Source organism: Hymenobacter aerophilus DSM 13606, assembly GCF_000382225.1.
Taxonomy (GTDB): Bacteria; Bacteroidota; Bacteroidia; order Cytophagales; family Hymenobacteraceae; genus Hymenobacter; species Hymenobacter aerophilus.
Window position 1 is genome coordinate 1 of sequence record NZ_KB907840.1, and the last position, 25,906, is coordinate 25,906.

Consider the following 25,906-nt stretch of genomic DNA (forward strand, 5'->3'; position numbering starts at 1 on the left):
GAAGTGGGTCCGGCGGCCTGAAAAGTTACGAAATGAGTGGCATAGCGTCGGCACCAGGTCAGGACCGTGCTGCGGCCTTGGATGCCGTAGCGCCGCTGGGCTTGTTTGTAGCTCAACTCACCGCGGCCGACTTCTCCCACCACGGCCAATTTAAAAGGCAAACTGTAGTCGCGTTGACTACGCCGCTCGCGCGGCTCAGAGGAGTTTTTCATGACAACTTTTGGAAAAGTGTCAACATATTGCCGGACGGGACAAATGCAATCAAAAGGCCACTAACGAATCCGTTAGTGACCTTTTATAAGGTTACTACGTGCTGCCCGGCGCTATTCGGCCGGCTGGCGGTTGCCGGTGTGGCCGTCGCCCTCGTCGCCGTGGCCGGGCTTGCTGGTGTGCTTGGAGTTGTGGCGGTCGTCCTGGGAAAGCGACTTATTAAGGTCGACCGACTTTTTGATTTTGCCGTCCTCGTCGCGCTTGATGTAGCGCTTGTCGCCTTCGTTGGGCTCAATTAATTCACGTTTCGACATAGCTCGCAGGAAATTGGTGCAGTTTGGTGTACGCGAGGGCAAGGGCTGGAGTTGATTTCCAGGCGCCGCAGTCAGCGTGAAAACGCCCAGTTCTACTTTAACAGCCGATACAGCGCATCGCCGATTTTCTCCAGGTCGCCGGTATCGGTGTTGCACAGGAGAATGAGGGCGGTGCTGAAATCGGGGCTGAGGAGCAGGGCGGAATTGAAGCCGTCGATGCTGCCGCGGCGCTCCAGTACGGGCCGGGCAAAGGTGCGGTCGTTGTGGTAAAAGCCGATGGTGGGGCGGCCGCGGGCATAGTCGAGGTAGGTGGGCTGCTGAGGCTTTAAGAGCAGCTGGGCCGTTGTTTGGGGCCGCAATAGCCGATTCGTGCGCAGGCCTTCCACAAGCCGGCCCAGGTCGGCAACCGTCGAGTAGATGGCCCCCGCCCCGGCGTAGTTGGCGAGGTCGCGCGTATCGTTCTGCAGTGGTTCTGGCTGGCCGCCTCCGCCGAAAGAGTAGTTGTGGTAGCCGTAGGCAAGGTTAGGAATAATGCGGTCATCCGTCAGTACGCCGGTATTTTTCATGCCCAGCGGCGTCAGAATAGCCTCCTGCAGCAGCACCGGGTACGGCCGGCCGCTCACCACTTCCAGCACTCGCGTCAACACCACGTAATCGACGTTATTGTAATTGAAACCGGGCGTGGGTTTCGATTCATCCCGCACCACGTAAGCCCGTACGAACTCCGCCAGCGGCAGCCGCTTGTCGTAGGCCTGTATAGGCTCGTTTTTCAGCCCCGAGTAGTGCGTCAGCAAATCCAGCAGGCTGATTTGACGGCAGCTCGCGGGCAGTTCGGGCAGGTAGGCGGCGGCTTTATCGGTGAGCTTGAGCTGACCCCGCTCCTGCAGTTGCAGCACTAGCAGCGCGGTAAAGGTCTTACTCATCGACGCAATCGGAAACCGGGTGCTGTCGGTGACCGGCACGGCAAACTGGAAGTTAGCGGAGCCTTTATTACCGCGGGCCACCACCCGGCCGTTCTTCACAGCCAGCATCGTCCCGTTGAAATGACCGGCCGCGTGCTCAGCCGTCAGCACCGAGTCGAGGCGGTTTTGAGCCGCGGCGGGCCGGATAAGTAAGAGCGGCAGCAGAAACAGGAGGTAGCGCATAGAGCCGGGAAGATACGCTGGCACCGTCGACTTCAGCCACTGGCAGACGCGGCTAATGTGCTTTTACTTCCCCAGCAGCTTGGCCACGTACTTGCCCACGATATCAAACTCCAGATTCACCCGGTCGCCGGGGCGCAGGTCCTGGAAGGTAGTGCGCTCGTAGGTGTAGGGAATGATGGCCACTGAGAAGCCGTCGTCGGTGCTGTTGAAGCAGGTGAGGCTGGTGCCGTTGATGCAGATGGAGCCTTTCTCGACCGTGACGCGGCCCGGGCCGGCCTCGTGGCGGAAACGGTAGAGCCAGGAGCCGTTCTGGTCTTCCACCGACTCGCAGGTAGCCGTCAAATCCACGTGGCCCTGCACGATGTGGCCGTCGAAGCGGCCGTTGGCTGAGAGGCAGCGCTCCAGGTTTGCGCGGCGGCCGGGGGCCCAGGTGCTCAGGTTGGTTTTCTGCAACGTTTCGTCGATAGCCGTGACCACGTGAGTGCCGGCCGCGGCGTCCACGGCTACCACCGTCAGGCACACGCCGTCGTGGGCCACGCTCTGGTCGATTTTCAGCTCCGCAGCGAAGTCGGATTCAACCGTAAAATGGATGTTGGTGCCTTCGCGGCGCACATCAGTGATGGTGCCTAGGGTTTCGATGATGCCGGTGAACATAAATCACAGATGGTACAGATGATTGGATGCCACAGATTCGTTCTGGTGGCGGATTCGTGCTGGATGCCAGATTCGTTCTGGTAGGAATAGTTTGTAGCCCTCTTCTGGCTGGCAGGGCTAGTTGACGAAGCGTTTGTAGCTGAGGCGGGGTTCGCCAAAGTTTAGGAGCAGGGCCACTTCAAGCTGGTAGGCGTGCAGATAATTCAGGACCTGGGCGTGGTGTAGCGTGGTAACTTCGCTGACGGCTTTCAGTTCGACTAACACTGTTTTTTCTGCCAGAAAATCAACCCGGCGGCTGCCCACTTTTTCGCCCCGGTAAAACAGCGGCAGCTCCAGTTCCTGCTCGAAAGCAACCCCGCTTTCCCGCAGCTCAATGGCCAGGCAACGCTGGTACACCACCTCCGGGAAGCCCACTCCCAAATACGTATGTACCCGCATAGCCGCTCCAATAATTTTTCCGGTCAGCTCTTTGTGCTTATACCCCTCCATACCAGATACGTTTCAGCTTCAACAAGAGCAAAACACCACCCACCAAACAAGTAAAACGAATCCGCCACCAGAATGAATCTGGCATCCAGAAAAATTCGCCATCAGCACGAATCTGTGGCATCCAGTCATCTGTACCATCTGTGATTTATTTACCCCGCCCCTCGATGATGATTTTGAGCGTGTAGAGCAACACCCGGAAGTCCATGGCCAGGCTCATGTTTTCGATGTAGAGAATATCGAATTTGAGGCGCTCGACCATCTGGGCGACGGTTTCGGCGTAGCCATACTTCACTTGGCCGAGGCTGGTGAGGCCGGGGCGCACGCGGTGCAGGTGGCGGTAGTGGGGCGCGATTTGCACAATCTGGTCGATGAAAAAGCGGCGCTCGGGGCGCGGACCTACAATGCTCATGTCGCCCTTGATGACGTTCCAGAATTGGGGCAGCTCATCGAGCCGCACCTTGCGCATGAACCGGCCCCACTTGGTGATGCGCGGGTCGTGGTCGGACGACAGGGCCGGGCCCTGCTGCTCGGCATCGACGAACATCGAGCGGAACTTGTAGATGCGAAACGGCACGGCGTGGCGCCCGATGCGCTCCTGCGAGTAGAACACCGGCCCCGGCGACGACAGCTTGACCATCAGGGCCGTGAAGGCGTACACCGGCCAGGCCAGCAGCAGAAACAGCACCGAGCCCACCACATCGAGCAGGCGCTTGGCCACCTGCTGCCACAGCGGCAGCAAGTCCTGCTTGATATCGATGAGCGGGGTGCCGAACACGTGGTTCACCTTCACCGAGCCCAGCAGAATCTGGTACAGGTCGGGCAGGATGCTGACGCGGGCCGTGGTGCCGTCGAGCAGCGTCAGGATTTCCTCGATGATGCGGTGCTCGCCGGGCTCGATGGCAATTATCAGTTGCTCTATGTTCAGCTCGCGCACCAGATCGGGCAGGCGGCGGTACGAGCCCACGTCGGGCAGCTCGGCGGCCAGCGCGGGGCACACCTGGGGGCCCAGCGGCGCGAAGCCCACCAGCCGCAGGCCCAGGTGGCGGCCGGTGCGGGCCAGGTCGCGGGCCGTGTCGCGGGCCAGCGCGCCCGAGCCCACCAGCAGCGTGTTGAAGCTGATAACGCCGCCGCGCACCAGCTGCTGCACGCTGCGCACGGCCCACAGCCGCAACACGGCCGTAATGGCGAAATGCAGCAGGAAGTAGGCCGAAATGGTTTTGTAGTAGCTGCGGTAGTTCTGCACGCCCTGGTCGTCGAGCAGCAGCACGAAGAAGATGAGCACGGCCCCGAGCACCGACACGCGGGTCAGCCGGATCAGCTCGGCCAGCCGCGACTTGCGGAAGATGTCGTTGTACTCGCCCAGCAGCGCGTACAGGCCCGTCCAGAAGGTGGCAATCATCAGGGCCGCGCCCACCAGAAACACGGCGTCGGCGCCGAAATGGTAAGCGGCGTCGGGGCTAATTTCGCGCAGCAGGTACTTGCGCACCAGAAAAAAGCACATCCACGCCAGCAGCGCCGCCAGAAAGTCGGCGCCTATCAGCTTCATTTTTTGCAGAGTACGAATCAAGAGCGAAGCAGGTAAGCGGTTCGACCGGCGGCAAAGCTGACTGTTGTGGCCGGGAAGGCCTAAATTTACGGCTCCGCTGGCCCCGGCCCCGCTGCCGGGCCGGCCCAGTGGGCGCGGCGTAAAGGTAGGCAATACCCGTTAGCCCGCTCCCGAACAAGCCCCGCCCGCCGCTCCTATTCCGCCCCCTATGCCCGCCGCCGCCGCCGACACCTACCGCCACCGAGGAATGCGCCGCGCGCTGGTGGAGGAGCTGCGCCGCAAGGGCATCCGCGACGAGCGGGTGCTGGCCGCCATCGGCACCGTGCCGCGCCACCAGTTCTTCGCCGCCGGCTTCCAGTCGCACGCCTACCACGATAAGGCCTTTCCCATCGGCGAGGGCCAGACCATCTCGCAGCCCTACACCGTGGCCTACCAGACCGAGCTGCTGGGCATCGGCCCCCACGACAAAGTGCTGGAAATCGGGACCGGCTCGGGCTACCAGTGCAGCGTGCTGCTGGAGCTCACGCTCCAGGTGTTCAGCATCGAGTACAACCCGGTGCTGTTCGAGCGCACGGCCCGCCGCCTGGCCCAGCTGCCCCACCCGCCCCAGCTGTTCTGCGGCGACGGTTCGCTGGGCCTGCCCCAGCACGCGCCGTTTGACAAGATTCTGGTCACGGCCGGCTCGCCCACGCTGCCCCGGCCGCTGCTGCGGCAGCTGCGGGTGGGCGGCGCGCTGGTTATCCCGGTGGGCGACGCCGCCAGCCAGCGCATGGTGCGCGTAGTGCGCGAAAGCGACGACGAGTTTTCGCGCCAGGAGCTGGAAGAATTCCGCTTCGTGCCGCTGCTGGGCAAAGCCGGCTGGGGCCAGCGGTGAGATGGTGAGATGGTGAGATGGTGAGTTTTATGTTCGAGCGGTCCTGATTGCGTCACTCGCGCCAATAGGCCGCTCGAACAGCAAACTCACCATCTCACCATTTCACCATCTCACCATTTCACCATCTCACCATTTCACCATCTCACCATTTCACCATCTCACCATTTCACCATCTCACCATTTCACCATCTCACCATCTCACCATCTCACCATCTCACCATTTCACCATCTCACCATCTCGCCATCTCACCATCTCGCCATCTCACCGCGGCCGTCTTACCTTTGCGCACTTTCAAGCTGAACCCAACTCCTGCCGATGACCCGCAAACCCAAGCCCGTTAAAGACTCGTTCGTGCGCATGACCGAGCTGGTGCTGCCCAACGATACCAACACGCTCAACAACCTGATGGGCGGCCGCATGATGCACCTGATGGACGTGGCGGCCGCCATTTCGGCCCAGCGCCACTCCAACCGCATCGTCGTTACGGCCTCGGTCGATAACGTGTCCTTCCGCGAAGGCATCAAGCTGGGCAGCGTGATTACGCTCGAAGCGCAGGTGACGCGCTCGTTCAGCTCCAGCATGGAGGTGCACATTGATGTGTGGGCCGAGGACATTCCGAGCGGCACCAAGGTGAAGTCCAACGAAGCCTTCTTCACCTTCGTCGCCGTCGACCAGTCGGGCCGCCCGATTGACGTGCCCGATGCGGTGCCCGAAACCGAAGCCGAGCACGAGTGGTTTAAAGGCGCATTGCGCCGCCGCCAGCTGCGCCTGGTGCTGGGCGGCCGCATGGCCCCGCAGGAAGCCACCGAGCTCAAAGCCCTCTTCGACATGGTAGCATTAGCCGCCGAGGAAGATTCGGCGAGCTGAGTTTTCAGTGGTGAGTTGCCAATAAGAACGTCATTCAGAGCGCAGCGAAGAATCTCGCGTGCTGACGGTGCATTCATGGGCATGTAGTGGTGTAGGCGAGATTCTTCGCTGCGCTCTGAATGACGTTCTTACTGGCAACTGAATGACGTTCGGGAATGTGTAAATTGCCCCTACGCCCCCTACTCTGCCCTTTTGCATGGATAACGCCGCGACGCTCGCCTTCTTCCAGAATTTCTATACCGAAGCCTCGCTGTACGTGGTGCCCGAACCAGCCGCGCCGGCCCCGCCGGTAAGCGCGCCGGCTGCACTTCCGGCCGCGGCGGTTCCGGCACCAGCGGCGGCACCTGCTATAGCGCCCGCAACGGCCAAATCCGCTCCGGCCCCACTCCCACCGATGGCCCCGGCCGTAACTCCGGTGGCAGCAGCAGCACCGGCAGCGCCGCTGGCCCCGGTTCCGCTGGTGCCCCTGCCGGCGCCGGCGCCCGTAGCGGCGCCAGCAGCTTCCAGCAACACACCAGCAATGCCCGTAGCGCCGGCAGTAGCGCCGCAGCCGGCCGCGGAGGGCCGGGCGGCGGTTACCCTGACGCTGGGTGAGCTGCCGGCGGCCGCACCCGCGCCGCCTTCGCAGCCGGGCCGGGTGCAACCCTCGCCTACCCAGTCGCCGGTGGCGCACGTGCCTTTTTCTACGCTGGGCAGCAACTTCGGCGGTCTGGTTGTCCTGGTGCGGCTGCCCGAGGCGCAGTTCCTGAAGCTGCCGCGCAACGTGTTTCTCAACAACCTGCTCAAGGCCCTGCGCCTGATTATGGAGGACGTGGTGCTGGTGAACGTGGAGCACGACTCCTACCCGGTGGCCCTGTGCAGCCTGCGCCAGCACCTGACGGCCCGGCAGTTCCTGGCCTTCGGCAAAAACCTGCTCGACGTGGCCGTGTACACCACCCAGCCCTACGAGCCGGTGCTGCTCTACAACGACACGGCCTTCCTCGGCGCCAGCGAAATCGAGATGCTCGAATACGACGCCGGCCGCAAAAAGAAGCTCTGGCAGTCGGTGCAGCGCATGTTTGGGGTGTAGGAGTGAGCTACTTCATTATCATAAGATAGCCTACTTCATCAACGAAGTGTACGAAGTATCACAGTGGTTTCTTCGACAAATACTTCTTTTGTAAATAGCCTAACACTCCAACGTCCCCATCCATGTGGCTTACTCGTATCCACTTATTGTTAAGAATCTCTTCAACAGTTAGCAAATCACGAGAATTTAATTCATAATGAATCTCTGAATTAAACTCGGGTTTTCCTCGTATTCCTGTTCTTTTCACATTTATATAACATGTATCACCAACAGCGTATTTTTTTGAAAATGTTTTTACCGCACGTTTGTTGGTTTGACCGGAACATTGTTCTACCGTGAATAAATAAAGAAGAGGTATTATCAGGCATTTTACTATCTTAAAAACCATCTGAGTACAGTTTTGGCTTACGTATAATAACTTTATAAACCACATAGACGCATATTTTTTCTTATCATTATTGCAGTATTTTTTTTAATAACAAGATACAAATACGCGTTTCTACGGCCGAGCAGGTACACCGTTCGCGAAACTGCTACTACAATATCATTATCTATTTACTTCAATACCGAGGCCAATTTGGCTTCCAGCTCGGCGCCGCGCAGGTTTTTGCCTACGATGCGGCCCTGGGGGTCGAGCAGAATGGAGAAGGGAATGGCCTTGATGCCGTAGGTCTGGCCGGCGGCTGATTCCCAGCCTTTCAGGTCCGACACCTGCTTCCATACCAAGCCGTCGGCTTCGATGGCCTTGAGCCACTTGCCGCGGTCCTGATCGAACGAGACGCCGTAGATTTCGAAGCCGGGGCCCATGTTCTTGTACTTATTGTAGGCCCGCACCACGTTAGGGTTTTCGCGGCGGCAGGGCCCGCACCAGCTGGCCCAGAAGTCAACGAGCACGTACTTGCCGCGCAGGCTGGTGAGGGCCAGCGGCGCGCCCTGGGGCGTGGGCAGGTTGATTTCGGGGGCCGTGGCGCCCTCGGTCGTCGTGCGCAGCCCGTCGAGGCGGGTAACCAGCGACCTGGTGTAGCGCGAGTTGGGGGCCGAGGCTTTGAGGGCCGTGGCCACCGAGTCGGCCAGGGCGAAGTTCTCGTCGGGGTTGAGCACGTTGGCCACCACGAAGCCCGACACGATGGAACCCGGGTTCTGGCGCACCAGCTGCAGCATCTGCTGCTGGCCGCGGCGCTGCAACGCTTCGGCCCGCGCCTGAATGGCCTGCATCGAGTCGGTGCGGCCGGCCTGGGCGGCGGCGCTGTAGCGCTGCTCCAGCCGCGGCATGGCCTGCTGCAGCTCGCGCTGGTTGGCCTCGGAGGCTTTGTTTATCTGGCGCAGCAGCTCCGAATCGGGCGAGCCCTGCACGGTGTAGGTGGCGGGCAGCTGCTGGGCGTCGCCGGCGAGCTGCACGCGCTGGCCGGGCGCCAGCACCACCAGGGCCTGGTTCTGGTCGGTGGTTTTCACCTGGTAGAGGCCGGCTTCGGTCAGTGGCCCCTTCAGTACAAACTGGCCCTTCTCGTCTACAGTAGCCGTATCGCGCGACACAAACTGGGTGTCGCCCAGCTCGGCCAGGTACACTTTGGTGCCGGCCGGGGCGTTCTGGAGCTGGCCGCTGAGCTCGTAGCCGCTGGCATCGGCGCCGTTGGTAGTGGGCGTTGTGTTTTTGTTGCAGGCGTTGGTCATGCCCAGCAGGGCACCAAAATAGAGCAGGCTCTTCATGTTCATTGGTTAGGCAGAAAGCGAACCAGCCCGAAAGCAGGCCGGCGTACGGGGCAAGAACCCGGAATCAGGGCGCAAGTTGCCGATTTCACTTGAAAACGAATCAACCTGCCTGGTCGGCAGTCCAACCATTGCCGCTTGGCAGGGGTTCCCGGCGCCCGGCGCCGAAAATTAATCCAGCGGAATGTGTACCGAGATTTCCTGGCCCAGGTCGGTGCCGCGCAGGTTGCGGGCCAGCTCGTAGCCGCGCGGGTCGAGCAACACGGCCGTGGGTGGCTGCTTCACGCCATACGCCCGGCTCACCTCGCCCGACTGGTCCAGGACCTGGGCCCAGGGCAGCGACTCGGCAGACAACGCCGCGCGCCATGCGGCCGGGTCGGCCGCGTTCCACACGCTCACCATAACCAGGCCCCGGCTACTGAACTGACCGTATATTTTGCGCAGGTTGGCATTCTGGGCCGCGCACTCGGCGCAGCCGGGGGCCCGGAAATCGAGCAGCACGTAGCTGCCGCGCAGCCTGCGCAGCGTCAGGGTCGTGTCGGTGGCGGTGGGCAGGGTGAAGTCGGGTGAGGCGGGCCGGTTGTCGCGGCGGTTCTCGGTGGCATCACCGGGCGTGGCCGGCGCGCCCAGCCGCTGGCAGCTGCCCAGCAGCAGTAGCAACAGGAGTCCGAGGTAGAAAGCACGCATGGGTTGGCCGTAAGCAGGTGAATTGTCTGCCAATCTACGGATTTCGCCCGCCAGGAACCTGAGCCAGCCGATAAATTAAGGTGTAACTGATAATAGCAGCACTTTTTGCGCATAAAAAAGACCCGCGCTGCGGCGGGTCTTTTTTATGCGCGGCTGCATTCATTGGCAGCGGCCGTTCTGGGATGCCGGCTTACCCCTCCAGGTGCTGGCGCAGCAGCTGGTTGGCCAGCTTGGGGTCGGCTTTGCCGCCGGTCAGCTTCATCAGCTCGCCCATAAACATGCCGGTGAGGCTCTTTTTACCAGCGCGATACTCGGCTACTTTGGCCGGGTTGGCGTCGAGCACCTGCTGAATCATGGCTTCGAGGGCCCCGGCATCGGACTGCTGCAACAGGCCCTGGGCTTCGGCAGCGGCGGCGGCGGTTTGCGCGGGGTTTTCGAGCAGGTAGGGGAACAGCTGCTTGCTGGCGACCGAGTGGCCCACTTTGTTGGCGTCAATCAGGCCAATGATGTCGGCCAAGTGCTGGGCCGAAAGCGGGAACTGGTCGAGGGTGAGGGCGCGCTCATTCAGGTAAGCCTTCACCGGGCCGGTAACCCAGTTGGCGGCGGCTTTGGCGTTGGGCGTCAGGCGGGTCAGCTCATCGAAATACAGCGCCAGCTCCTTCTCGGCCGTCAGCACCGAGGCGTCGTAGTCGGAGAGGCCCAGCTCGCCGGTGAAGCGGGCGTAGAGCTGCTGGGGCAGCGCCGGCATCTGCGCCTGCATACGGTGCAGCCAGGCGTCGTCGATGATAACCGGCGGCAGGTCGGGCTCGGGGAAGTAGCGGTAGTCGTTGAGTGTTTCCTTGCTGCGCTGGGCGTTGGTGGTGCCGCTCTGGGCGTCGAAGCCGCGGGTTTGGCTGTCGATAACCTCACCGGCTTCGAGCAGTTCGATCTGGCGCTCAATCTCGTACTCGATGGCCCGCTGCACGTTGCGGAACGAGTTCATGTTCTTCACCTCCACTTTGGTGCCGAACTCGGTGGCCCCGTTCAGCATCACGCTCACGTTGGCGTCGCAGCGCAACGAGCCTTCTTCCATGTTGCCGTCGCAGATGCCCAGGTACTCAACCAGCTTCTTGATTTCGGCCAGATAGGCGTAGGCTTCCTCCGAGTTGCGGATGTCGGGCTCGCTCACGATTTCGATGAGCGGCACGCCGGCCCGGTTCAGATCCACGAGCGTTTCGGTTTCGCCGGCCAGGTGCATGCTCTTGCCCGCGTCCTCCTCCATGTGGATGCGGGTGATGCCGATGGGCTTGGTGGCACCGTCGGCCAGGCGGATTTCCACGTGGCCGTCGGTGCAGATGGGCGTTTTGTCCTGGGTTATCTGGTAGCCCTTGGGCAGGTCGGGGTAGAAATAGTTTTTGCGCGCAAACAGGTTGTCGCGCCGGATGTGGCAGTTGGTGGCCAGGCCCATTTTCATGGCAAACTCGATGGCCGAGTGATTGACGCGCGGCAGCGTGCCGGGGTGGCCGAGCGTGATAACGCTCAGGTTGTGGTTGGGCAGGGCGCCGTACTCGTTTTCATCCGAAGAGTACATCTTGCTGCTGGTCAGCAGCTGGGCGTGTACTTCGAGGCCGATGACGGGCTGGTATTTGGCTTTGATATGTTCGTCCATGAATCACAGATTACCGCTGATTGGGCGGCTGATTAGGCTGATTAAGGTTGCTAAGATAACCCAGCTAGGCGGGTGAATGCCGGATACCGGGGCAAGTGTCGCGCCAAGTAGCGCGAGGCCTGTTTTTGGCAGGCTACGCTGGCAACAAAACTATCGTCTGCCGCCCAAAGGACCAGTTATGCCAGCGCCTTTTCTATCAGCCCTTTCGCTTTATCAACGGCCGCGCCCAAACCGGCCGCGTTCTTGCCGCCGGCCGTGGCGAAAAATAGCTGGCCACCGCCGCCACCCTGGATTTCCTTGGCCAGTTCGCGCACAAGCGTGCTGGCGTTGAGCTTGCCACCCTTCGCCAGCTCATCATCGAGCATGACGGCCAGCTGGGGCTTACCGTCGATTTCAGCGCCGAGCACGGCTACCAGGTTGGGCACCGCTTGCCGGAGCTGGAAAGCCAGGGTTTTCAGGCCCTCGGCTGAGGTGACCTGCACTTGAGCGGCCAGGAAGTTCACCTCTCCTAGAGCCTGCACCTGCCCCGCCAGCTGCTCGCGCTGCTGGTTGATACTCTGCTGGGCAAACTGCTCGATTTGCTTGCGCAACGTGGCAATTTCCTCGGTCTGCTTCTCGATGCCGGGCAGCAGGTGCTGGGGGTTGCCCAGCGCCTCGCGCACCTGGCCCAGCAAGTCCAGCTGCTGGTTCACGAAGGCTTCGGCGGCCTCGGCCGTGACGGCCTCGATGCGGCGCACGCCCGCACCTACCGCGCTTTCGCTCGTGATTTTGAAGTAGCCGATGTCGCCGGTGGTGCGCACGTGGCAGCCGCCGCACAGCTCCACCGAAAACTCACGGTCGAAGGTGATGACGCGCACGAACTCGCCGTACTTTTCGCCGAACAGGGCCGTGGCGCCCAGGTTCTTGGCCTCGTCGATGGGCACGTTGCGGCGCTCGTCCAGCGGAATCTGCTGGCGGATGCGGGCGTTCACCAGCGTTTCCACCTGCCGGAGCTGGTCGTCGGTTACTTTGGTGAAGTGCGAGAAGTCGAAGCGCAGCAGCTTTTCGTTGACCAGGGAGCCTTTCTGGGCCACGTGGGTGCCCACCACCTCGCGCAGGGCGGCCTGCAGCAGGTGGGTGGCGGTGTGGTTGCGCATGATCTGGGCGCGGCGGGCGGGCTCGTAGCGGGCCGTGAACTCGGCCTCCAGGTCCTGGGGCAGCTCCAGCACGGTGTGCACAATCAGGTCGTTCTCCTTTTTGGTGTCGATTACCCGCACCTTGCTCAGGGCCGACTCCAGGTAGCCGGTGTCGCCCACCTGCCCGCCCGACTCGGCGTAGAACGGCGTCTGGTCGAGCACCACTTGGTACTCGGTTTTGCCCTTGCGGTCGGTGCGGCGGTAGCGCAGGATGCGGGCCGGGGCCTCGGCCTGGTCGTAGCCCACGAAAGCAGGCTGCTCCTCCGATTCGAGCACAATGGTCCAGTCGCTTTGCTCGGCCTCCTGGGCGTTGCGCGAGCGGCTTTTCTGGGCCGCCAGCGCCTGCTGGAAACCTTCCTCGTCCACCGTCAGGCCCTTCTCGCGGGCAATCAGGGCCGTGAGGTCCAGCGGAAAGCCGAACGTGTCCGACAGCTCGAAGGCCGTGGCCCCGTCGATGCGGTTGCCCTGCTGGCGGAAGCCTTCTTCGAGCGAATCGAGGCGGCGCAGGCCGTTTTCGAGCGTCTTCAGAAAGCTGATTTCCTCCTCCTCAATCACGCGCTGCACGAACTGCTGCTGGGCCTTGAGCTCGGGGAAGATACCGGCCATCTGGTCGGCCAGCACGGGCACGATTTTGTACAAAAACGGCTGCTTCTGGTTCAGGCTCGAAAACGCGTAGCGCACAGCCCGCCGCAGGATGCGCCGAATCACGTAGCCGGCCTTCACGTTACTCGGGAGCTGGCCGTCGGCGATGGTGAAGGCGATGGTGCGGATGTGGTCGGCAATGACGCGGATGGCAATGTCGGTCTTCTCGTTCTCGGTGGCCGGCTGGTCGGTCACGGTGGCCGGGGCGGTACCGTGGTACTCCACGCCAACTTCCTTCGCGATGAACTGAATCAGAGGCTGGAAAACGTCGGTGTCGTAGTTGGATTTTACGCCCGACACGGCCATCATCAAACGCTCGAAGCCCATGCCCGTATCCACGTTCTGCTGAGGCAGTTTCAGCAGCGACTTATCGGCCCGGCGCTCGAACTCCATGAACACGTTGTTCCACACTTCCACCACCTGCGGGTGGTCGGCATTCACCAGTTCGGCGCCGGGTTTTTGGGCCCGCTCCTCGTCGGAGCGCAGGTCGATGTGGATTTCGGTGCACGGACCACACGGACCCGTATCGCCCATTTCCCAGAAGTTATCCTTCTTGTTGCCGGGCAGAATCCGCTCGTCGGTGGTGTATTGGCGCCACAGCTCCTGGGTCTCGGTATCGGGGCCGAGGCCATCGCCCTGGTCGCCTTCAAAGTAGGTTACGTAGAGGCGGTCCTTGTCGAGCCCATACACATCAACGAGCAGCTCCCAGGCCCAGGCAATGGCGTCCTTCTTGAAATAATCCCCGAACGACCAGTTACCGAGCATCTCGAACATGGTGTGGTGGTAGGTGTCGTAGCCTACCTCTTCGAGGTCGTTGTGCTTGCCCGATACGCGCAGGCACTTCTGGGTATCGGCAATGCGCTTGAAGGGCGCGGGCTTGTTGCCGAGGAAGTAATCTTTGAACGGGGCCATGCCCGAATTGATGAACAGCAGCGTGGGGTCGTTTTTGACCACAATCGGGGCCGAGGGCACGATATGGTGGCCCTTGGAGGCAAAGAAATCTAGGAATTGCTGGCGGACGTGGGAGGCGGTTGGGAGCATAAACGGGGGCCGGGAGCCGGGTAAGACGCGGGGCGCGCGCCCATGCGTGGAACGGTGGAGTGGAAGAAGCTGCCGCCACAAATTGGCAGCAACCGGGTTTTTACCTATTTTTCGCCATTAAACCCAACGGCGCTACCTGCAAAGGTAGCCGACCCGGACAGAAGTGAGAAATGTTGTGCGAAGCAAAAGAAAGCGAAGTTTTCGCTTCTCGTTTCGTTGCCGGCAGCTCACGCAACGTCGTCGTTCTATGAAACGCGAAGCAGGCGCTTCGCTTCGCTGTCCTACGGTTCACGCCACAGCCTTCCCCATGCCTTACAAAGACCACGAAATCGAGAAGCAGTACTTCACCATCGGCGAAGTGGCCCAGCAGTTCAACGTGGCGCCTTCGCTGATTCGGTTCTGGGAAACGGAGTTCGATGAGTTGCGTCCGCGCAAGAGCAAGAAGGGCAACCGCCTCTACACGCCCCAGGACATCGATATTTTCCGCACCATCTACCATCTGGTGAAGGAGCGCGGCTACACCATCCCCGGCGCCCGCGACCTGCTCAAACAAAAGGGCCCCCAGCTCAAGGAGAAAATCGACGTCATCCAAAGCCTGGAGAAAGTCCGCAAGTTCATGGTGACCATGAAGAAGGACCTGGACGCGCTGGGCAAGGCACAACAGGGCTGATGGAATCCGTCATTGTGGTAACTGACAGTAGCGAAACTCTGCCGCTTTTCGAAAAGCTGATGCGGCAGCATTTGCCCTCGGCAGTGTCTAACCGGATGACTGACCCGGAGGAGTTTACAGTAGAATCATCCAGTGGGCAGCGCATCTATTTTAGGAAGTCTGACGAAGTGAATGCAGTTGGTTGGGACGAGAATGAGTTGCTGATTATCAATCACTATTTCTCCAGCAAACCAATGGTTTACACCCTTTCTTACCGGGAAATCGACTTTGTGAAGTGGGCTTTGTCTGTTCTTGTCGACTCATCGCATTATTTAATTGACAATGATTGCGGTACGCTGCTTCCTGGCCACGAATTCGTTTTGAAGATGCGTAAGAATCCGAATTGGTATTGGTTCGATGACTTATAAGATTCAGTATCTGCTATCCTGATGACTGCTGATAATACCGACGACACCCTGCTGCACGAAGTCGCCCTGACGCTGTTTCCCAACGTCGGGCCGCAGCTCACGCGGCAGCTGATGAGTTACGCCGGCTCGGCCCGCAACGCGCTGCACCTGCCGCCGGGCAAGCTGCTGAAGATTCCGGGCGTGGGGCCCAAAACGGTGGAACTGCTCGTGGGCAAGCCCCGCACCGACGCCTTCAACCAGGCCGAAGAGGCGTTGCGGCGGGCCGAGAAAGAGGGGGTGCAGCTGTTGTTCTATACCAGCAAGTCGTTTCCGGCGCGGCTCAAGCTGCTGCCCGACGCGCCGGCTTTGCTCTACTACCAGGGCACCGCTGACCTCAATCACCCCAAAACCCTGGCATTGGTGGGCACCCGCCAGGCCACCGACTACGGCCGCGAACAGACCGAGCGGCTCGTGAAAGGCATTGCCGCCCACCGCCCGCTCATCGTCAGTGGCCTGGCCTACGGCATCGACATTGCCGCCCACCGCGCCGCGTTGCAGGAAGGGCTGGAAACCATCGGCGTGATGGCCACCGGCCTCGACGTGCTGTACCCGGCCGTGCACCGCAAAACGGCCGAGAAAATGCTGACGCAGGGCGGCCTGCTCACCGAATTTCCCTTCGGCACCCCGCCCGATAAGTACAACTTCCCCTCGCGCAACCGCATTATTGCGGGCCTTTCGGACGGGACAGTGGTGGTGGAAGCGGCCAAGAAAGGCGGGGCGCTGATAACAGCCGACCTGGCCCAGGGCTACGACCGGGACGTGCTGGCCGTACCCGGGCCGCTGGGTTCGGCCGCGTCCGAAGGCTGCCACGAGCTCATCAAGAGCAACAAAGCCGCCCTTTATTCGGAACCCCGCGACATTGAGCAGCTGCTCAACTGGGACCTGGCCCTGCACCTGCACGGCCGCCCCAAGGCCCCCAAAACCTTCGACCCGCTCGATTTCACGGCCGACGAGTTCGGCCTGCTGACCGTGCTGCAGGCCACCCCCAACCGCGAAGAGCACCTCGACGCGCTAGCCTGGAAAGCGCAGCTGCCAGTGCAAACAGTGGCCGGGCTGCTGCTGAGCCTGGAGTTCGGCGGGGTAGTGAAAGCTCTGCCCGGCAAGCGGTTCGCGCTGGTTTAAGCGGTTGGTATTTCAACTGAAGCCGTTGGTTTCCCTGACAGCTATCAACTAACCTCATGCTTCTCTACAACGACCAACTGCACTCCGAGCCTGGGTTTGCGCTGCCGCTGCCCAAACGGGGGCTGCAGTTCAACGACGGGTTCTTCGAGACGCTGGTGTGGGCCGATGGCCGCCTGCGCTACGGTCCGCAGCACCTGGCGCGCATGCAGCGGGCCGCCGCCGCGCTGGCCCTGCCGTTGCCGGCGGCGCTGGCCACGCTGGCGGCCCTGACGGCCACGCTGGCCCGGCTGGTGGCGGCTCAGCCCGAGCCAGCCGCAGCGCAACGGCTTCGGTTGCAGCTCTGGCGGCCCGGCGGCGGCCTCTATGCGCCACCAGAAGGTAGCGCGCCGGCCGAGTGGCTGGCTACGGCCCGGCCGTTTGAGGGGCGCACGGCGCCGGTGGCGCGGGCTGGCTTCGGCGCTACGGTGCGCACCCAACTCAGCCCGGTATCCTTCTGCAAAGGCCCCAATGCGCTGCTGTACGTACTGGCGGCCCGCGAGCGGGAGCAGCGCGGACTTGATGAGTTGCTGCTGCTATCGGCGGCGGGGCACGTGGCCGAGGCGGGCGCGGCGGCGGTGGGCTGGGTGCGCAGTGGCGCCGTGTACGTGCCGGCCGAAACGGCGGGCGGCGTGAGCAGCGTGCGGCTGGCGCACCTGCGCGCCGTGGCGGCCCGGCTGGGCGTGGCCTGGCACGAAGGGTTATACGAGCCGGCCGCGCTGCTGGCCGCCGAAGCCGTGTTTACGGCCAGCGTGGCGGGCCTGCGGCCGGTGCAGCAGATAGAAAGTCAGCCGTTCGAATCGGCGGCGCACCCGCTGCTGCGGCAGTTGCTGGCCGCTGATGCGGCGGCCTGAACTGCTTTGGCCTGAGCTGGTTGGCCGATGTTTAGTGGGTGCGCTTAGCGCTGCTTTTGGCGATGCTGGCGCTGCAGCTGCATCCAGCTTTCCATGTGGCGGACCAGGTCGGCCTCGGTCACGTCGTTTTCGCGTAGGATCTGGCGACGGTCGAAGGCGGGATTTTCCAGCGAATACAGAGCCACCCAGGCCCGGTGCTTACGGGAGAGGCCCGGCAGCCCATCGTCATCGGCATTCGGGTCGGGGGCAGACGAAAAATTCAGCATCGCCCATTTACGAAATCGACCCTGAGTCGGATTTTAAGCTTTGGCCTGGGCGTTCCGGGGCCAGGCTACACGGCTACCGGGGCCTTAATGGCGGGCCAGGGGTCGTAGTTTTCCAGCGTGAAGTTCTCGTAGCGAAAATCGAAGATGTTGGTGATGGCCGGATTGAGGCGCATTTGGGGCAGCGGGCGCGGCGCGCGGGTAAGCTGCAGCGCGGCCTGCTCCAGGTGGTTGCTGTAGAGGTGAGTGTCGCCGCCGGTCCAGATGAATTCGCCAGGCTCCAGGCCCGTTACCTGGGCCATCATCAGCGTGAGCAGCGCGTAGGAGGCAATGTTGAACGGCACGCCCAGGAACACGTCGGCTGAGCGCTGGTAGAGCTGGCACGAGAGGCGGCCATCGGCCACGTAGAACTGGAACAGGGCATGGCAGGGCGTCAGGCGCATCTGGGGCAACTCGGCCACGTTCCAGGCCGAAACCACCATGCGGCGCGAGTCGGGCTGGGTGCGCAGTAGGTGCACCATCTGGGCTATCTGGTCGATGCTCTGGCCATCGGGGGCGCGCCAGCTGCGCCACTGCTGCCCGTAGATGGGGCCCAGTTCGCCGTGCTCGTCGGCCCACTCGCGCCAGATGCTCACGCCCACGTCTTCCAATGACTGGTTGCTGGTGTCGCCGCGCAGAAACCAGAGCAGCTCGTGGATGATGCTTTTGAGGTGGACTTTTTTGGTGGTGACCAGCGGAAAGCCGGCCTGCAAATCAAACCGCATCTGGTAGCCGAACACCGAGAGCGTGCCGGTGCCGGTGCGGTCGGTTTTGCGGGTGCCGTGGTCGAGAATGTGCTGGAGCAGGTCGTGATACTGGCGCATAAAGCGGGGAAGGCGGGTTGAGGGGCCAAAAGTAGAGAAAAACCGGCCCTACTTCTACCCGCGAGCCTGGGCAGTGGCAGTTAGCACTATGCGCCACTGTTCTATTTCGGCATACTCCTTTACTACCCGACCGCGCTCAACCAGAAACCGCCGCAAGTACCGTTTGAGTACCAGCGCGTCCACCAGATTGCCCAGCCAGCCCAGCGGCGAGGCAAACGCAAATACGTCGCGCATAAGTGTAGCCCCCGAATCCTGGGCCTCAAAGTAATGGTCGTGGCGCATGTAGCGGAACGCACCGCGCTGCATCTCGTCGCGGAAGTGGTGGGGCGCGTCCAGCGCGGTTATGCGGCTGGTCAGCGTCTGCCAGAGGCCGAAGTGCCGGGCCCGGAACGTCACCGAGTCGCCGAGCTGCAACTCGCCGCTTTGGACGCCGGCCACGATGGTTTCGCCGGTCTGGCGGGTGGAAATGGTGTGCAGGTCTACGCTCAGCGCCAATCGGAAGCAGCGCTCCGTCGGGGCGTTGATGGAAGTGAGAACTTCGATGGTAGGCATGTTTGGTAATTGGCACTCATAAAAATGCCCCACGCACTTGCGCACGTGGGGCATCTTTCCTGTTTCTAGACTAACTGATTACAACGACTTCGCAACCGGCTTAGCGGCCGGGGCTGGCGTAGTGGCGGCGGTGCTGGTTTTGGCGTCCTTCTTCATGCAGCACGAGGGCGAGCCGGCCATGGCGCAGGAGGCTTTGGCTTCGGTGGTGGCCTTCTTGGTCTTTTTATTCTTCGCGCCCTTGTCGCCCTCCGAGGCGGTGGCGGCTGAAGCGGTGAAGGCGAACAGGGCGAGGGCGAGCAGGACGTTTTTCATGACAACGAATGTGGTGATGGGGGAAACAAATGACCCAAAGCGGCGGTTGCGTTTCGGCTGCCCCTAAAGTACGCAACGGCCGCCGGCATTCCAACCAGGTCGGGCCTGACATTTAACGCTTTTCCGGTGGGCGGCCCCGCCCTTTGTTCATCGATTCGCGAAGCCGGAGCTTCGCGCTACTACATGCCCCTTCGCCGCTACGCGCACCTGACTTTGTGGGCCCTCGGGCTGCTGACGGCCCTGGCCGTGTTTTTCGTGGCTCAGCTGCGGTTCAACTACAATTTCAACGACTTCTACCCCGCCGGCGACCCCGACCTCGACTACTACGAGCAGTACGCGGCCCGCTTCGGCAACGACAACGACTACGTGCTGCTGGGCCTGGAGGCCCCGGCGGGCCAGACCGTGTTCGAGCCCTCCTTTCTGGTGCGGCTCGATTCGCTGACCCGCTTCCTGAGCGGGCGGCCCCACGTGCTGCGCGTGTCGTCGCTGACCAACGCCAGCAACCCGGTGGTGGAGGGGCCGGGCGTGTTCAACCTGCCCTACCTGCACCCCCGCGAGCCCGGGCGCCGCGCCCTCGACTCGGCCCTGATTTACCGCACGCCGGGGCTGGTAGGCAACCTGATTTCGCGGGATGCCCGCGCCGCCACCATCCTGTTCCAGACCTCGCCCAACCTGAGCAAGCCGCCCGGCGACTCGCTGCTGGCCGCGCTGCGCCGCGAGCTGGGCCGCCAGGGTTTCGCCGAAAACCAGTACCACCTGGCCGGCAAGCAGGTGGCCCAGTCGGTGTTCGTGGATCGGCTGCAGAACGAGTTGGTGCTGTTTATGAGCCTCTCGGTGCTGCTGGTGACGGGGCTGCTGTGGCTCACGTTCCGGACTTGGTGGGGCGTGGTGCTGCCGCTGGTGGTGGTGCTGGGGGCCATTTTGTGGGGGCTGGCCGTAATGTCGGCTTTCGGGGTGAGCATTGATTTGATGACGGCCCTGCTGCCGGTGATGCTGTTTGTGGTGGGCATGTCGGACACCATTCACCTGATTACGCGCTACGTGACGGAGCTGGGCTACGGGGCCGAAAAGCGGGCCGCCCTGCTGGTGGCCATGCGCGAGTCGGCCTTCGGCTCGGGGCTCTCGGCGCTGACTACCAGCATCGGCTTTTTCTCGCTGATGACCAGCTCTATCCGGCCCATCTACAATTTCGGACTGTTCACGGGCATTGCCGTGCTGCTCACGTTCGTGCTGAGTTTCACGCTGCTGCCGGCCATGCTGGCGCTGCTCAAAAAGCCCCAGCTGCGGGTGCCGCGCGAGCAGGGCCACAGCTGGGACGGCGTGCTGGGCCGGCTGTTCCGGCGGGTGCTGGCGCGGCGTCACTGGGTGGTGGGCATCAGCGCGGTGGTGCTGGTGCTGTCGGTGGGCTCGGCTTCCACCATCCGCATCAACTCGGCCCTACTCGACGACCTTTCTAAAAACGACCCGGTGAAGCTGGATTTCCGGTTTTTTGAGGAGCAGTTTGCCGGCGTGCGGCCCTTCGAGCTAGCCCTGCAGCCCGGCCCCGGCCGCACGGTGTTCGATTTGGAAGTGCTGCGCGAAACTGAGCAGATTGAAAGCTACCTGCAAAAAAGCTACGGCCTCAACTTCGTGGCCTCGCCGGTTACCATCATCAAATCGGTGCGCAAGGCCCTGAATGGCGGTATGGTGGAAGAGTATCGCCTGCCCGCTACGGAGGCCGAGCTGGCCCGGCTGCTGCGCAAGGTGAAGCTGTTTCGGCAGAAGCCCGAGTTCCGGGCCCTGGCCCTGCCCGATGCCACGGCCGGTCGCCTCACCGGCCGCATGGCCGACGTGGGCAGCGTCCGCATCCACGGGCTCAACACCGGCCTGCACCGGTTCCTGCGCACATCCACCGACTCGACGGTGCTCCGGACCCGGCTCACCGGCTCGGCCAACCTCATCGACAAGAACAACGAGAACCTGAGCCGCGACATGATTATCGGCATGAGCCTCGACATCATCATGGTCACCATCATCGTGCTGGCCCTGTTTCGGAGCCTGCGCATGACCATTGTGGTGCTCATTCCCAACCTGGTGCCCATCCTGATTGTGGCCGGTGTGATGGGCCTGGCCGGCGTGAGCATGAAGGTGAGCACGAGCATCATCTTCACCATTGCCTTCGGCATTGCCGTCGACGACACCATCCACTTCATGAGCAAGCTCAAGCTGGTGCTGGGCAAGGAAGACAACCTGTTCCGGGCGGTGCGCAAAACCTACCTGATGGCCGGCAAAGCCGTCGTCGTCACCTCCCTGATTCTGGTGGGCGGCTTCTCCACGCTGCTGTTCTCCTCCTTCGACGGCACCTTCTACGTGGGCTTCCTCATCGGCCTGACGCTGCTGTTCGGCGTCGTGGCCGAGCTGACGCTGCTGCCGATTCTGATTCTGTGGCTGTACAAGCATGAGCCCAAGGCCATTGTCGAGGAAGTGGTGGTGCCGTAGGCGGGAGTGGTTAGTGGTTAGTGGTTAGTGAATGACGTTCCTTTACTCCCGAACTTCCCGCCCGCTTCGCTGGTTGACACTGGTAGCCCCGCCAGAAAGCTTATCTTTGCTTAGGCATCACCCAAAACCGCAATTCATGGAAGTATCCGTCGACTCTCACCCGCTACTGCCCCGCATCGAGCAGGCCCTCGACGGCATCCGGCCCTACCTGGCCGCCGACGGCGGCAACGTGCGCGTCCTCGAAATTACCGACGACATGGTGCTGCGCCTGGAGCTGCTCGGCGCCTGCGGCACCTGCCCCATGTCGCCGATGACGCTCAAGGCCGGCGTGGAGGAATCGGTGAAGAAAGCCGTGCCCGAAATCCGGGCCGTCGAAGCCATCAACGTAACGCCCATGAGCGAGCAGCCCGCCGGTCAGGTTCGTTTTTGAGCTATTCGCTAACAGCGGCTAGCTGTTAGCTTACGTTTTCACATCGCGCCCCGCTCCTGCCGTTTCATCGGTGGCAGCGGGGCGCGGTGATTCTACGATTAGCCCGAATTCTAAAGCCCCAGCGGGGCGGCATATCGGTAGCTAATCATCACCAAATGGGTTCAAAGCCCCAGCGGGGCGACACCAATCGTTAAACCGTTCGTGTCGCCCCGCTGGGGCTTTGAACCCATTTGGTGATGATTAGCTACCGATATGCCGCCCCGCTGGGGCTTTGCACGGCGGAGTTTGATAAACATTAACTCACCCTATTGGCGGGGCATATGGTACCCGCCAGGATTTTAGGAGAATAGATGAAATACAACCTGTTATTCTGCGAGGCGGCCACTGGCATTGTCCTGATGCAGGACTACTTAACGCGGTTTCAACAGCATGACCACACAACAGAACTACCTTTCACGGAAATTGAAGTAGCTATCAATGAGGCTGTTCGGCACCGAATTCTGGCTATTCTACTCATGCATCCAGAGGTTGAAGTAACCCTTTTTGATGAGCAGAAAAACTATGTGAAAACCTACCCTATTGGCCGTTAACGAACCAGCTTATTCCAATTTCCTCCCGACCTTTCGGCCACCATTTGCCCGGTTTCGTTGTTAGCCTGACGAATCCCAAACTATAGAATCTGTTGGCGGAACAACCTACTTATACCGAACCCTACGCCCTCGAAAAAGAGCTGCGCAAGGTGCAGGGCCTTCTCAAGCTGGAGCAGCAGGAGGACTACGAGCAATTCAAAATCAAGAGCGCCCAGGCCAGCATTGCCGAGCGCCAGCGCCGGGGCCTTACGTGGTACCCGGTCAAGATAATCCAAGAAGACATTGGCTTCGGCGGCAAGCTGGTGTTGGAGCTGGAGCGCCAGGGTGGCCAGGGCGGGCTGCACCTGTTTCAGGTGGGTAAAAACGCCGCTCTGTTCGCCAACATCCCCGGCCGCGCCGCCTCCGACCGGCCCACGCTCTCGGGCGTCGTTACCAGCGTCAAGCGCAACAAAATCCGCCTCAGCACCACCAAGGAAGACCTGCCCGACTGGACCGACGAGGGCAAGCTGGGCGTAGACCTGACCTTCGACGAGGTGAGCTACCGCGAGATGGACTACGCCCTGGGCAAGGTAATGGGCGCCTACGACTCGCGCCTAGCCGAGCTGCGCGACGTGCTGCTGGGCGCCCGCCCGGCCCGCTTCCGGCCCGAGGCCGAGGCCACGCTCTACTACCCTTCGCCGCTCAACGAGAGCCAGCTGGCCGCCGTGCGCCACGTGCTGGCCGCCCAGGATGTGGCCATCATTCACGGCCCGCCCGGCACCGGCAAAACCACCACGCTGGTACAGGCCATCATCGAAACCATCCGGCGCGAGCGGCGGGTGCTGGTGTGCGCGCCCAGCAACACGGCCGTGGATTTGCTGACCGAAAAGCTGGCCGAGCGCGGCGTGAATGTGATTCGGATGGGCAACCCCTCGCGGGTGTCCGACCTGCTGCTGGAGCACACGCTCGACGCGCAGATTATGAACCACAAGAGCTACGCCGAGCTGCGGAGCCTGCGCCAGACCGCTGAGCAGTACCGCGAAGCGGCCGGCAAGTTCAAGAAACACTTCGGCTGGGAGGAGCGCGAGCAGCGCCGCCTGCTCAAGCAGCAGGCCCACGAGTTGCTCCAGGAATCGGACCAGCTGGAGCGCTACATCACCGAGGACCTTTTGGAGCAGGTGCAGGTGATTACCTGCACGCTGGTGGGGGCCGGCAATCGTGCCATCCGCCACCTCACCTACGAAACCGTGTTTATCGACGAGGCTGCCCAGGCCCTGGAGCCGGGCTCCTGGATTCCGATTTCCAAGGCCAACCGCGTGGTGCTGGCCGGCGACCACCAGCAGCTGCCGCCCACCGTGAAAAGCGAAAAAGCGGCCCGTGAAGGTCTGCGCGAAACGCTGTTCGAGAAGTGCATCAAGCGCCAGCCCGACGTGGCCCGGATGCTGGAAACCCAGTACCGCATGCACGAGCTGATTATGCGCTTCAGCTCGGAGCAGTTCTACGACGGCCGCCTGAAAGCCGCCCCCAGTGTCGCCCACGCCGACCTGCCCGCCTACGACCCGCGCTTCGCCCCCGACCTGGCCGTGGAGTTCCTCGACACGGCCGGCTTCGGCTTCCAGGAGCTCACCATCGAGGAAAGCCGCTCGACGGCCAACCCCGAGGAAGCCGACCTGCTGCTCAAGCGGCTGGCCCAGTTGCTGGAGCCCTACGACCCCGCCGACCACGAAACCGACCTGCTCACCATCGGCGTAATTGCCCCCTACCGCGCCCAAATCAACTACCTCAAGGATGCCATCGAGGAAAACGACGAGTTGGTGGGCCTCATGGAGCACCGGATGCTGAGCGTGGGCACCGTCGATTCGTTCCAGGGCCAGGAGCGCGACATTATCGCCATCAGCCTCACCCGCAGCAACCCCCAGGGCGAAATCGGCTTCCTGAGCGACATCCGGCGCATGAACGTGGGCATGACCCGCGCCCGCAAAAAGCTGCTGCTCATCGGCGACTCGGCCACGCTGGGCGCCCATCCGTTCTACAAGGCCTTCATCGACTATACCGAGCGCATCGGCGCCTACCGCACAGCCTGGGAGCTGGAGGGTTGAGAGGGGATTTGTCCATCATTTCCCGACCCGTTCGCCAGCATTTCCGTAACTAGCGGTAGTATTTTTTGCCTACCTATTTCCCTGCGTCATGACCCAGATTAGTGCCAACAAAGTCGTTACCATCACCTACGACTTGAGCGTAACCGACGAAAACCAGCAGAAAGTCCTCGTTGAATCGGCCGATACGGATGCGCCCATGGTGTTCCTGTTCGGCCAGAGCGGCCTGCCCGAAGAGTTCGAGCGCCAGCTCGCCGACAAGAACTCCGGCGACTCGTTCAGCTTCAGCCTCACCCCCGAGCAGGCCTACGGCGACTACGACGAGCAGGCCGTTGTGGACATTCCGCGCAGCGTGTTTGAAATCGACGGCCAGACCGACGAGGAGATGCTGCAAGTGGGCAACTTCCTGCCCATGGCCGACAATCAGGGCCACCATATGCAGGGCAAAGTGGTCGAAATCAGCGACGACAATGTAAAAATGGACTTCAACCACCCGCTGGCCGGCATGGTGATGCACTTCGACGGTAAAGTAGCCGACGTGCGCGAAGCCACCGCCGAGGAGATGGACCACGGCCACGTGCATGGCGAAGGCGGCCACCAGCACTAGGTTTGGCTATTCAGACAGAATGAGAAACGGGGCCTTCGCGGGCCCCGTTTCTCATTTGAATATTTCGTGGGTATTCCGTTTTTTGCTAATTGGATTTCATACTATCCTCTATCTCCCTAACGCACCCTACAACTTTTTCATTGTCTCTTCATAAGGCTAGCCCGGCTAGCCTTGTTGGCGTTTTCGCTTCTCTTCTCAATCTATAAATACTTCATTTCAGTGAAACACAACTACTTTATAGCCTCCTTCTTATTAAGCCTTCTTATCCTTTTTATGGTCGTGTGTTAATTAAGTAGAATTGGAGGATTGAAAGAAGAAGTGGTGAATGAACAGGCTGATGACGCCGTCATGGAAGAACGTCTTCTTTGAGAAGCAAATAGTCTTGCGCGTGAGCCGCTTGAGGCGGGTGCGTAAGGTGAGATGTTTGCGCTCCAGGCGCTGGAGCTGCGTTTTGTCCTCCACGCGCTGCTCGGCTGGCAGCCGGTCCACATAGGCCCACCAGGCATCGGTGATCCACAAGGCCACCGTCAGGCCCGCAT

At 61.7% G+C, this 25,906-nt stretch carries 27 protein-coding genes; 12 read left to right on the plus strand and 15 right to left on the minus strand.

Annotated features, from left to right (window positions below; genetic code table 11):
• From H145_RS23530 to H145_RS0118210, 6 genes are all read right to left on the minus strand, one after another.
• Nucleotides 1-212 (minus strand): helix-turn-helix domain-containing protein (locus tag H145_RS23530; RefSeq protein WP_157541784.1); only part of this gene is annotated, 212 nt, incomplete at its 3' end.
• 111 nt (nucleotides 213-323) lie between these two features.
• Nucleotides 324-524: a hypothetical protein gene (locus H145_RS0118190; RefSeq protein WP_019949588.1), complete on the minus strand. Its 201-nt coding sequence runs from the start codon at nucleotides 522-524 to the stop codon at nucleotides 324-326.
• Between the two features lie 92 nt (nucleotides 525-616).
• Nucleotides 617-1,669, minus strand: coding sequence for a serine hydrolase domain-containing protein (locus H145_RS0118195; RefSeq protein WP_019949589.1), 1,053 nt, complete (start codon nucleotides 1,667-1,669; stop codon nucleotides 617-619).
• A 63-nt stretch (nucleotides 1,670-1,732) separates the two neighbouring features.
• Nucleotides 1,733-2,323 carry a riboflavin synthase gene (locus H145_RS0118200; RefSeq protein WP_019949590.1) on the minus strand — a complete coding sequence of 197 codons (591 nt, stop codon included), beginning with the start codon at nucleotides 2,321-2,323 and terminating at the stop codon, nucleotides 1,733-1,735.
• Nucleotides 2,324-2,440: 117 nt separating this feature from the next.
• Complete coding sequence (locus H145_RS0118205) at nucleotides 2,441-2,812, minus strand: GxxExxY protein (RefSeq protein ID WP_019949591.1); 372 nt, start codon at nucleotides 2,810-2,812, stop codon at nucleotides 2,441-2,443.
• Between the two features lie 145 nt (nucleotides 2,813-2,957).
• Nucleotides 2,958-4,379 carry a sugar transferase gene (locus tag H145_RS0118210; RefSeq protein ID WP_205619332.1) on the minus strand — a complete coding sequence of 474 codons (1,422 nt, stop codon included), beginning with the start codon at nucleotides 4,377-4,379 and terminating at the stop codon, nucleotides 2,958-2,960.
• Nucleotides 4,380-4,566: 187 nt separating this feature from the next.
• On the opposite strand from H145_RS0118210, the gene H145_RS0118215 reads away from it, so the two are divergent.
• The 3 genes from H145_RS0118215 to H145_RS24655 all read left to right on the plus strand — a co-directional run bounded on the left by H145_RS0118215 (nucleotide 4,567) and on the right by H145_RS24655 (nucleotide 7,169).
• Nucleotides 4,567-5,232 carry a protein-L-isoaspartate(D-aspartate) O-methyltransferase gene (locus tag H145_RS0118215; RefSeq protein ID WP_019949593.1) on the plus strand — a complete coding sequence of 222 codons (666 nt, stop codon included), beginning with the start codon at nucleotides 4,567-4,569 and terminating at the stop codon, nucleotides 5,230-5,232.
• A gap of 316 nt (nucleotides 5,233-5,548) precedes the next feature.
• The gene (locus H145_RS0118220) at nucleotides 5,549-6,100 is read left to right on the plus strand and encodes an acyl-CoA thioesterase (RefSeq protein ID WP_019949594.1); all 552 of its coding nucleotides are present in this window, start codon (nucleotides 5,549-5,551) and stop codon (nucleotides 6,098-6,100) included.
• Between the two features lie 196 nt (nucleotides 6,101-6,296).
• Entirely contained in the window at nucleotides 6,297-7,169 is an 873-nt protein-coding gene (locus H145_RS24655) for a hypothetical protein (RefSeq protein ID WP_157541786.1), read from the plus strand.
• Nucleotides 7,170-7,724: 555 nt separating this feature from the next.
• Here H145_RS24655 and H145_RS0118235 read toward each other — a convergent pair.
• From H145_RS0118235 to alaS, 4 genes are all read right to left on the minus strand, one after another.
• A complete protein-coding gene (locus H145_RS0118235) occupies nucleotides 7,725-8,876 on the minus strand; it encodes a TlpA disulfide reductase family protein (protein WP_169513216.1) in 1,152 nt (383 codons plus the stop codon).
• A gap of 171 nt (nucleotides 8,877-9,047) precedes the next feature.
• Nucleotides 9,048-9,563 (minus strand): peroxiredoxin family protein, encoded by a 516-nt coding sequence (locus H145_RS22040; RefSeq protein WP_019949598.1) that lies wholly within the window; start codon nucleotides 9,561-9,563, stop codon nucleotides 9,048-9,050.
• 190 nt (nucleotides 9,564-9,753) lie between these two features.
• Entirely contained in the window at nucleotides 9,754-11,211 is a 1,458-nt protein-coding gene (gatB, locus tag H145_RS0118245) for an Asp-tRNA(Asn)/Glu-tRNA(Gln) amidotransferase subunit GatB (protein WP_019949599.1), read from the minus strand.
• A 176-nt stretch (nucleotides 11,212-11,387) separates the two neighbouring features.
• The gene (gene alaS, locus H145_RS0118250; protein WP_019949600.1) at nucleotides 11,388-14,069 is read right to left on the minus strand and encodes an alanine--tRNA ligase; all 2,682 of its coding nucleotides are present in this window, start codon (nucleotides 14,067-14,069) and stop codon (nucleotides 11,388-11,390) included.
• A 307-nt stretch (nucleotides 14,070-14,376) separates the two neighbouring features.
• Between alaS and H145_RS0118255 the strand changes: the two genes are divergently transcribed.
• Genes H145_RS0118255 through H145_RS0118270 form a run of 4 tightly spaced genes read left to right on the plus strand, consistent with a single transcriptional unit; the run spans nucleotide 14,377 to nucleotide 17,197 of the window.
• Nucleotides 14,377-14,739, plus strand: coding sequence for a MerR family transcriptional regulator (locus H145_RS0118255; RefSeq protein WP_019949601.1), 363 nt, complete (start codon nucleotides 14,377-14,379; stop codon nucleotides 14,737-14,739).
• The gene (locus H145_RS0118260) at nucleotides 14,739-15,146 is read left to right on the plus strand and encodes a hypothetical protein (RefSeq protein WP_026351621.1); all 408 of its coding nucleotides are present in this window, start codon (nucleotides 14,739-14,741) and stop codon (nucleotides 15,144-15,146) included. Before H145_RS0118255 ends, H145_RS0118260 begins: the two co-directional genes overlap by 1 nt.
• A 21-nt stretch (nucleotides 15,147-15,167) precedes the next feature.
• The gene (gene dprA, locus H145_RS0118265; protein WP_019949603.1) at nucleotides 15,168-16,307 is read left to right on the plus strand and encodes a DNA-processing protein DprA; all 1,140 of its coding nucleotides are present in this window, start codon (nucleotides 15,168-15,170) and stop codon (nucleotides 16,305-16,307) included.
• Between the two features lie 56 nt (nucleotides 16,308-16,363).
• Nucleotides 16,364-17,197, plus strand: coding sequence for an aminotransferase class IV (locus tag H145_RS0118270; protein ID WP_019949604.1), 834 nt, complete (start codon nucleotides 16,364-16,366; stop codon nucleotides 17,195-17,197).
• 44 nt (nucleotides 17,198-17,241) lie between these two features.
• On the opposite strand, the gene H145_RS0118275 is transcribed toward H145_RS0118270, so the two are convergent.
• The 4 genes from H145_RS0118275 to H145_RS0118290 form a co-directional block, all read right to left on the minus strand.
• Entirely contained in the window at nucleotides 17,242-17,463 is a 222-nt protein-coding gene (locus H145_RS0118275; protein WP_019949605.1) for a hypothetical protein, read from the minus strand.
• A 65-nt stretch (nucleotides 17,464-17,528) separates the two neighbouring features.
• Nucleotides 17,529-18,323 carry a thymidylate synthase gene (locus H145_RS0118280; protein ID WP_019949606.1) on the minus strand — a complete coding sequence of 265 codons (795 nt, stop codon included), beginning with the start codon at nucleotides 18,321-18,323 and terminating at the stop codon, nucleotides 17,529-17,531.
• A 54-nt stretch (nucleotides 18,324-18,377) separates the two neighbouring features.
• Nucleotides 18,378-18,875 (minus strand): SRPBCC family protein, encoded by a 498-nt coding sequence (locus H145_RS0118285; protein ID WP_019949607.1) that lies wholly within the window; start codon nucleotides 18,873-18,875, stop codon nucleotides 18,378-18,380.
• Between the two features lie 78 nt (nucleotides 18,876-18,953).
• Nucleotides 18,954-19,187, minus strand: a complete 234-nt coding sequence (locus tag H145_RS0118290) for a hypothetical protein (protein WP_019949608.1) — start codon at nucleotides 19,185-19,187, stop codon at nucleotides 18,954-18,956.
• Between the two features lie 183 nt (nucleotides 19,188-19,370).
• Between H145_RS0118290 and H145_RS0118295 the strand changes: the two genes are divergently transcribed.
• The 5 genes from H145_RS0118295 (at nucleotide 19,371) to H145_RS0118315 (ending at nucleotide 25,367) form a co-directional block, all read left to right on the plus strand.
• Entirely contained in the window at nucleotides 19,371-21,665 is a 2,295-nt protein-coding gene (locus H145_RS0118295; protein WP_019949609.1) for an efflux RND transporter permease subunit, read from the plus strand.
• Between the two features lie 136 nt (nucleotides 21,666-21,801).
• Nucleotides 21,802-22,095, plus strand: coding sequence for a NifU family protein (locus H145_RS0118300; protein WP_019949610.1), 294 nt, complete (start codon nucleotides 21,802-21,804; stop codon nucleotides 22,093-22,095).
• Nucleotides 22,096-22,445: 350 nt separating this feature from the next.
• Complete coding sequence (locus H145_RS0118305; protein WP_019949611.1) at nucleotides 22,446-22,685, plus strand: hypothetical protein; 240 nt, start codon at nucleotides 22,446-22,448, stop codon at nucleotides 22,683-22,685.
• A gap of 92 nt (nucleotides 22,686-22,777) precedes the next feature.
• Complete coding sequence (locus H145_RS0118310; protein WP_019949612.1) at nucleotides 22,778-24,763, plus strand: AAA domain-containing protein; 1,986 nt, start codon at nucleotides 22,778-22,780, stop codon at nucleotides 24,761-24,763.
• 88 nt (nucleotides 24,764-24,851) lie between these two features.
• On the plus strand, nucleotides 24,852-25,367 hold the full coding sequence (locus H145_RS0118315) for an FKBP-type peptidyl-prolyl cis-trans isomerase (RefSeq protein WP_019949613.1): 516 nt from the start codon (nucleotides 24,852-24,854) through the stop codon (nucleotides 25,365-25,367).
• Between the two features lie 288 nt (nucleotides 25,368-25,655).
• Here H145_RS0118315 and H145_RS24830 read toward each other — a convergent pair.
• Nucleotides 25,656-25,906: transposase (locus H145_RS24830; protein ID WP_019949615.1), on the minus strand; the 251-nt coding region annotated here is incomplete at its 5' end.

What these genes read in the sequence shown, in the direction of transcription:
- H145_RS0118190 (WP_019949588.1), bottom strand. Translation starts at nt 524, where the DNA reads ATGTCGAAACGTGAATTAATTGAGCCCAACGAAGGCGACAAGCGCTAC.
- H145_RS0118195 (WP_019949589.1), bottom strand. Translation starts at nt 1,669, where the DNA reads ATGCGCTACCTCCTGTTTCTGCTGCCGCTCTTACTTATCCGGCCCGCC.
- H145_RS0118200 (WP_019949590.1), bottom strand. Translation starts at nt 2,323, where the DNA reads ATGTTCACCGGCATCATCGAAACCCTAGGCACCATCACTGATGTGCGC.
- H145_RS0118205 (WP_019949591.1), bottom strand. Translation starts at nt 2,812, where the DNA reads ATGGAGGGGTATAAGCACAAAGAGCTGACCGGAAAAATTATTGGAGCG.
- H145_RS0118215 (WP_019949593.1), top strand. Translation starts at nt 4,567, where the DNA reads ATGCCCGCCGCCGCCGCCGACACCTACCGCCACCGAGGAATGCGCCGC.
- H145_RS0118220 (WP_019949594.1), top strand. Translation starts at nt 5,549, where the DNA reads ATGACCCGCAAACCCAAGCCCGTTAAAGACTCGTTCGTGCGCATGACC.
- H145_RS24655 (WP_157541786.1), top strand. Translation starts at nt 6,297, where the DNA reads ATGGATAACGCCGCGACGCTCGCCTTCTTCCAGAATTTCTATACCGAA.
- H145_RS0118235 (WP_169513216.1), bottom strand. Translation starts at nt 8,876, where the DNA reads ATGAAGAGCCTGCTCTATTTTGGTGCCCTGCTGGGCATGACCAACGCC.
- H145_RS22040 (WP_019949598.1), bottom strand. Translation starts at nt 9,563, where the DNA reads ATGCGTGCTTTCTACCTCGGACTCCTGTTGCTACTGCTGCTGGGCAGC.
- gatB (WP_019949599.1), bottom strand. Translation starts at nt 11,211, where the DNA reads ATGGACGAACATATCAAAGCCAAATACCAGCCCGTCATCGGCCTCGAA.
- alaS (WP_019949600.1), bottom strand. Translation starts at nt 14,069, where the DNA reads ATGCTCCCAACCGCCTCCCACGTCCGCCAGCAATTCCTAGATTTCTTT.
- H145_RS0118255 (WP_019949601.1), top strand. Translation starts at nt 14,377, where the DNA reads ATGCCTTACAAAGACCACGAAATCGAGAAGCAGTACTTCACCATCGGC.
- H145_RS0118260 (WP_026351621.1), top strand. Translation starts at nt 14,739, where the DNA reads ATGGAATCCGTCATTGTGGTAACTGACAGTAGCGAAACTCTGCCGCTT.
- dprA (WP_019949603.1), top strand. Translation starts at nt 15,168, where the DNA reads ATGACTGCTGATAATACCGACGACACCCTGCTGCACGAAGTCGCCCTG.
- H145_RS0118270 (WP_019949604.1), top strand. Translation starts at nt 16,364, where the DNA reads ATGCTTCTCTACAACGACCAACTGCACTCCGAGCCTGGGTTTGCGCTG.
- H145_RS0118275 (WP_019949605.1), bottom strand. Translation starts at nt 17,463, where the DNA reads ATGCTGAATTTTTCGTCTGCCCCCGACCCGAATGCCGATGACGATGGG.
- H145_RS0118280 (WP_019949606.1), bottom strand. Translation starts at nt 18,323, where the DNA reads ATGCGCCAGTATCACGACCTGCTCCAGCACATTCTCGACCACGGCACC.
- H145_RS0118285 (WP_019949607.1), bottom strand. Translation starts at nt 18,875, where the DNA reads ATGCCTACCATCGAAGTTCTCACTTCCATCAACGCCCCGACGGAGCGC.
- H145_RS0118290 (WP_019949608.1), bottom strand. Translation starts at nt 19,187, where the DNA reads ATGAAAAACGTCCTGCTCGCCCTCGCCCTGTTCGCCTTCACCGCTTCA.
- H145_RS0118295 (WP_019949609.1), top strand. Translation starts at nt 19,371, where the DNA reads ATGCCCCTTCGCCGCTACGCGCACCTGACTTTGTGGGCCCTCGGGCTG.
- H145_RS0118300 (WP_019949610.1), top strand. Translation starts at nt 21,802, where the DNA reads ATGGAAGTATCCGTCGACTCTCACCCGCTACTGCCCCGCATCGAGCAG.
- H145_RS0118305 (WP_019949611.1), top strand. Translation starts at nt 22,446, where the DNA reads ATGAAATACAACCTGTTATTCTGCGAGGCGGCCACTGGCATTGTCCTG.
- H145_RS0118315 (WP_019949613.1), top strand. Translation starts at nt 24,852, where the DNA reads ATGACCCAGATTAGTGCCAACAAAGTCGTTACCATCACCTACGACTTG.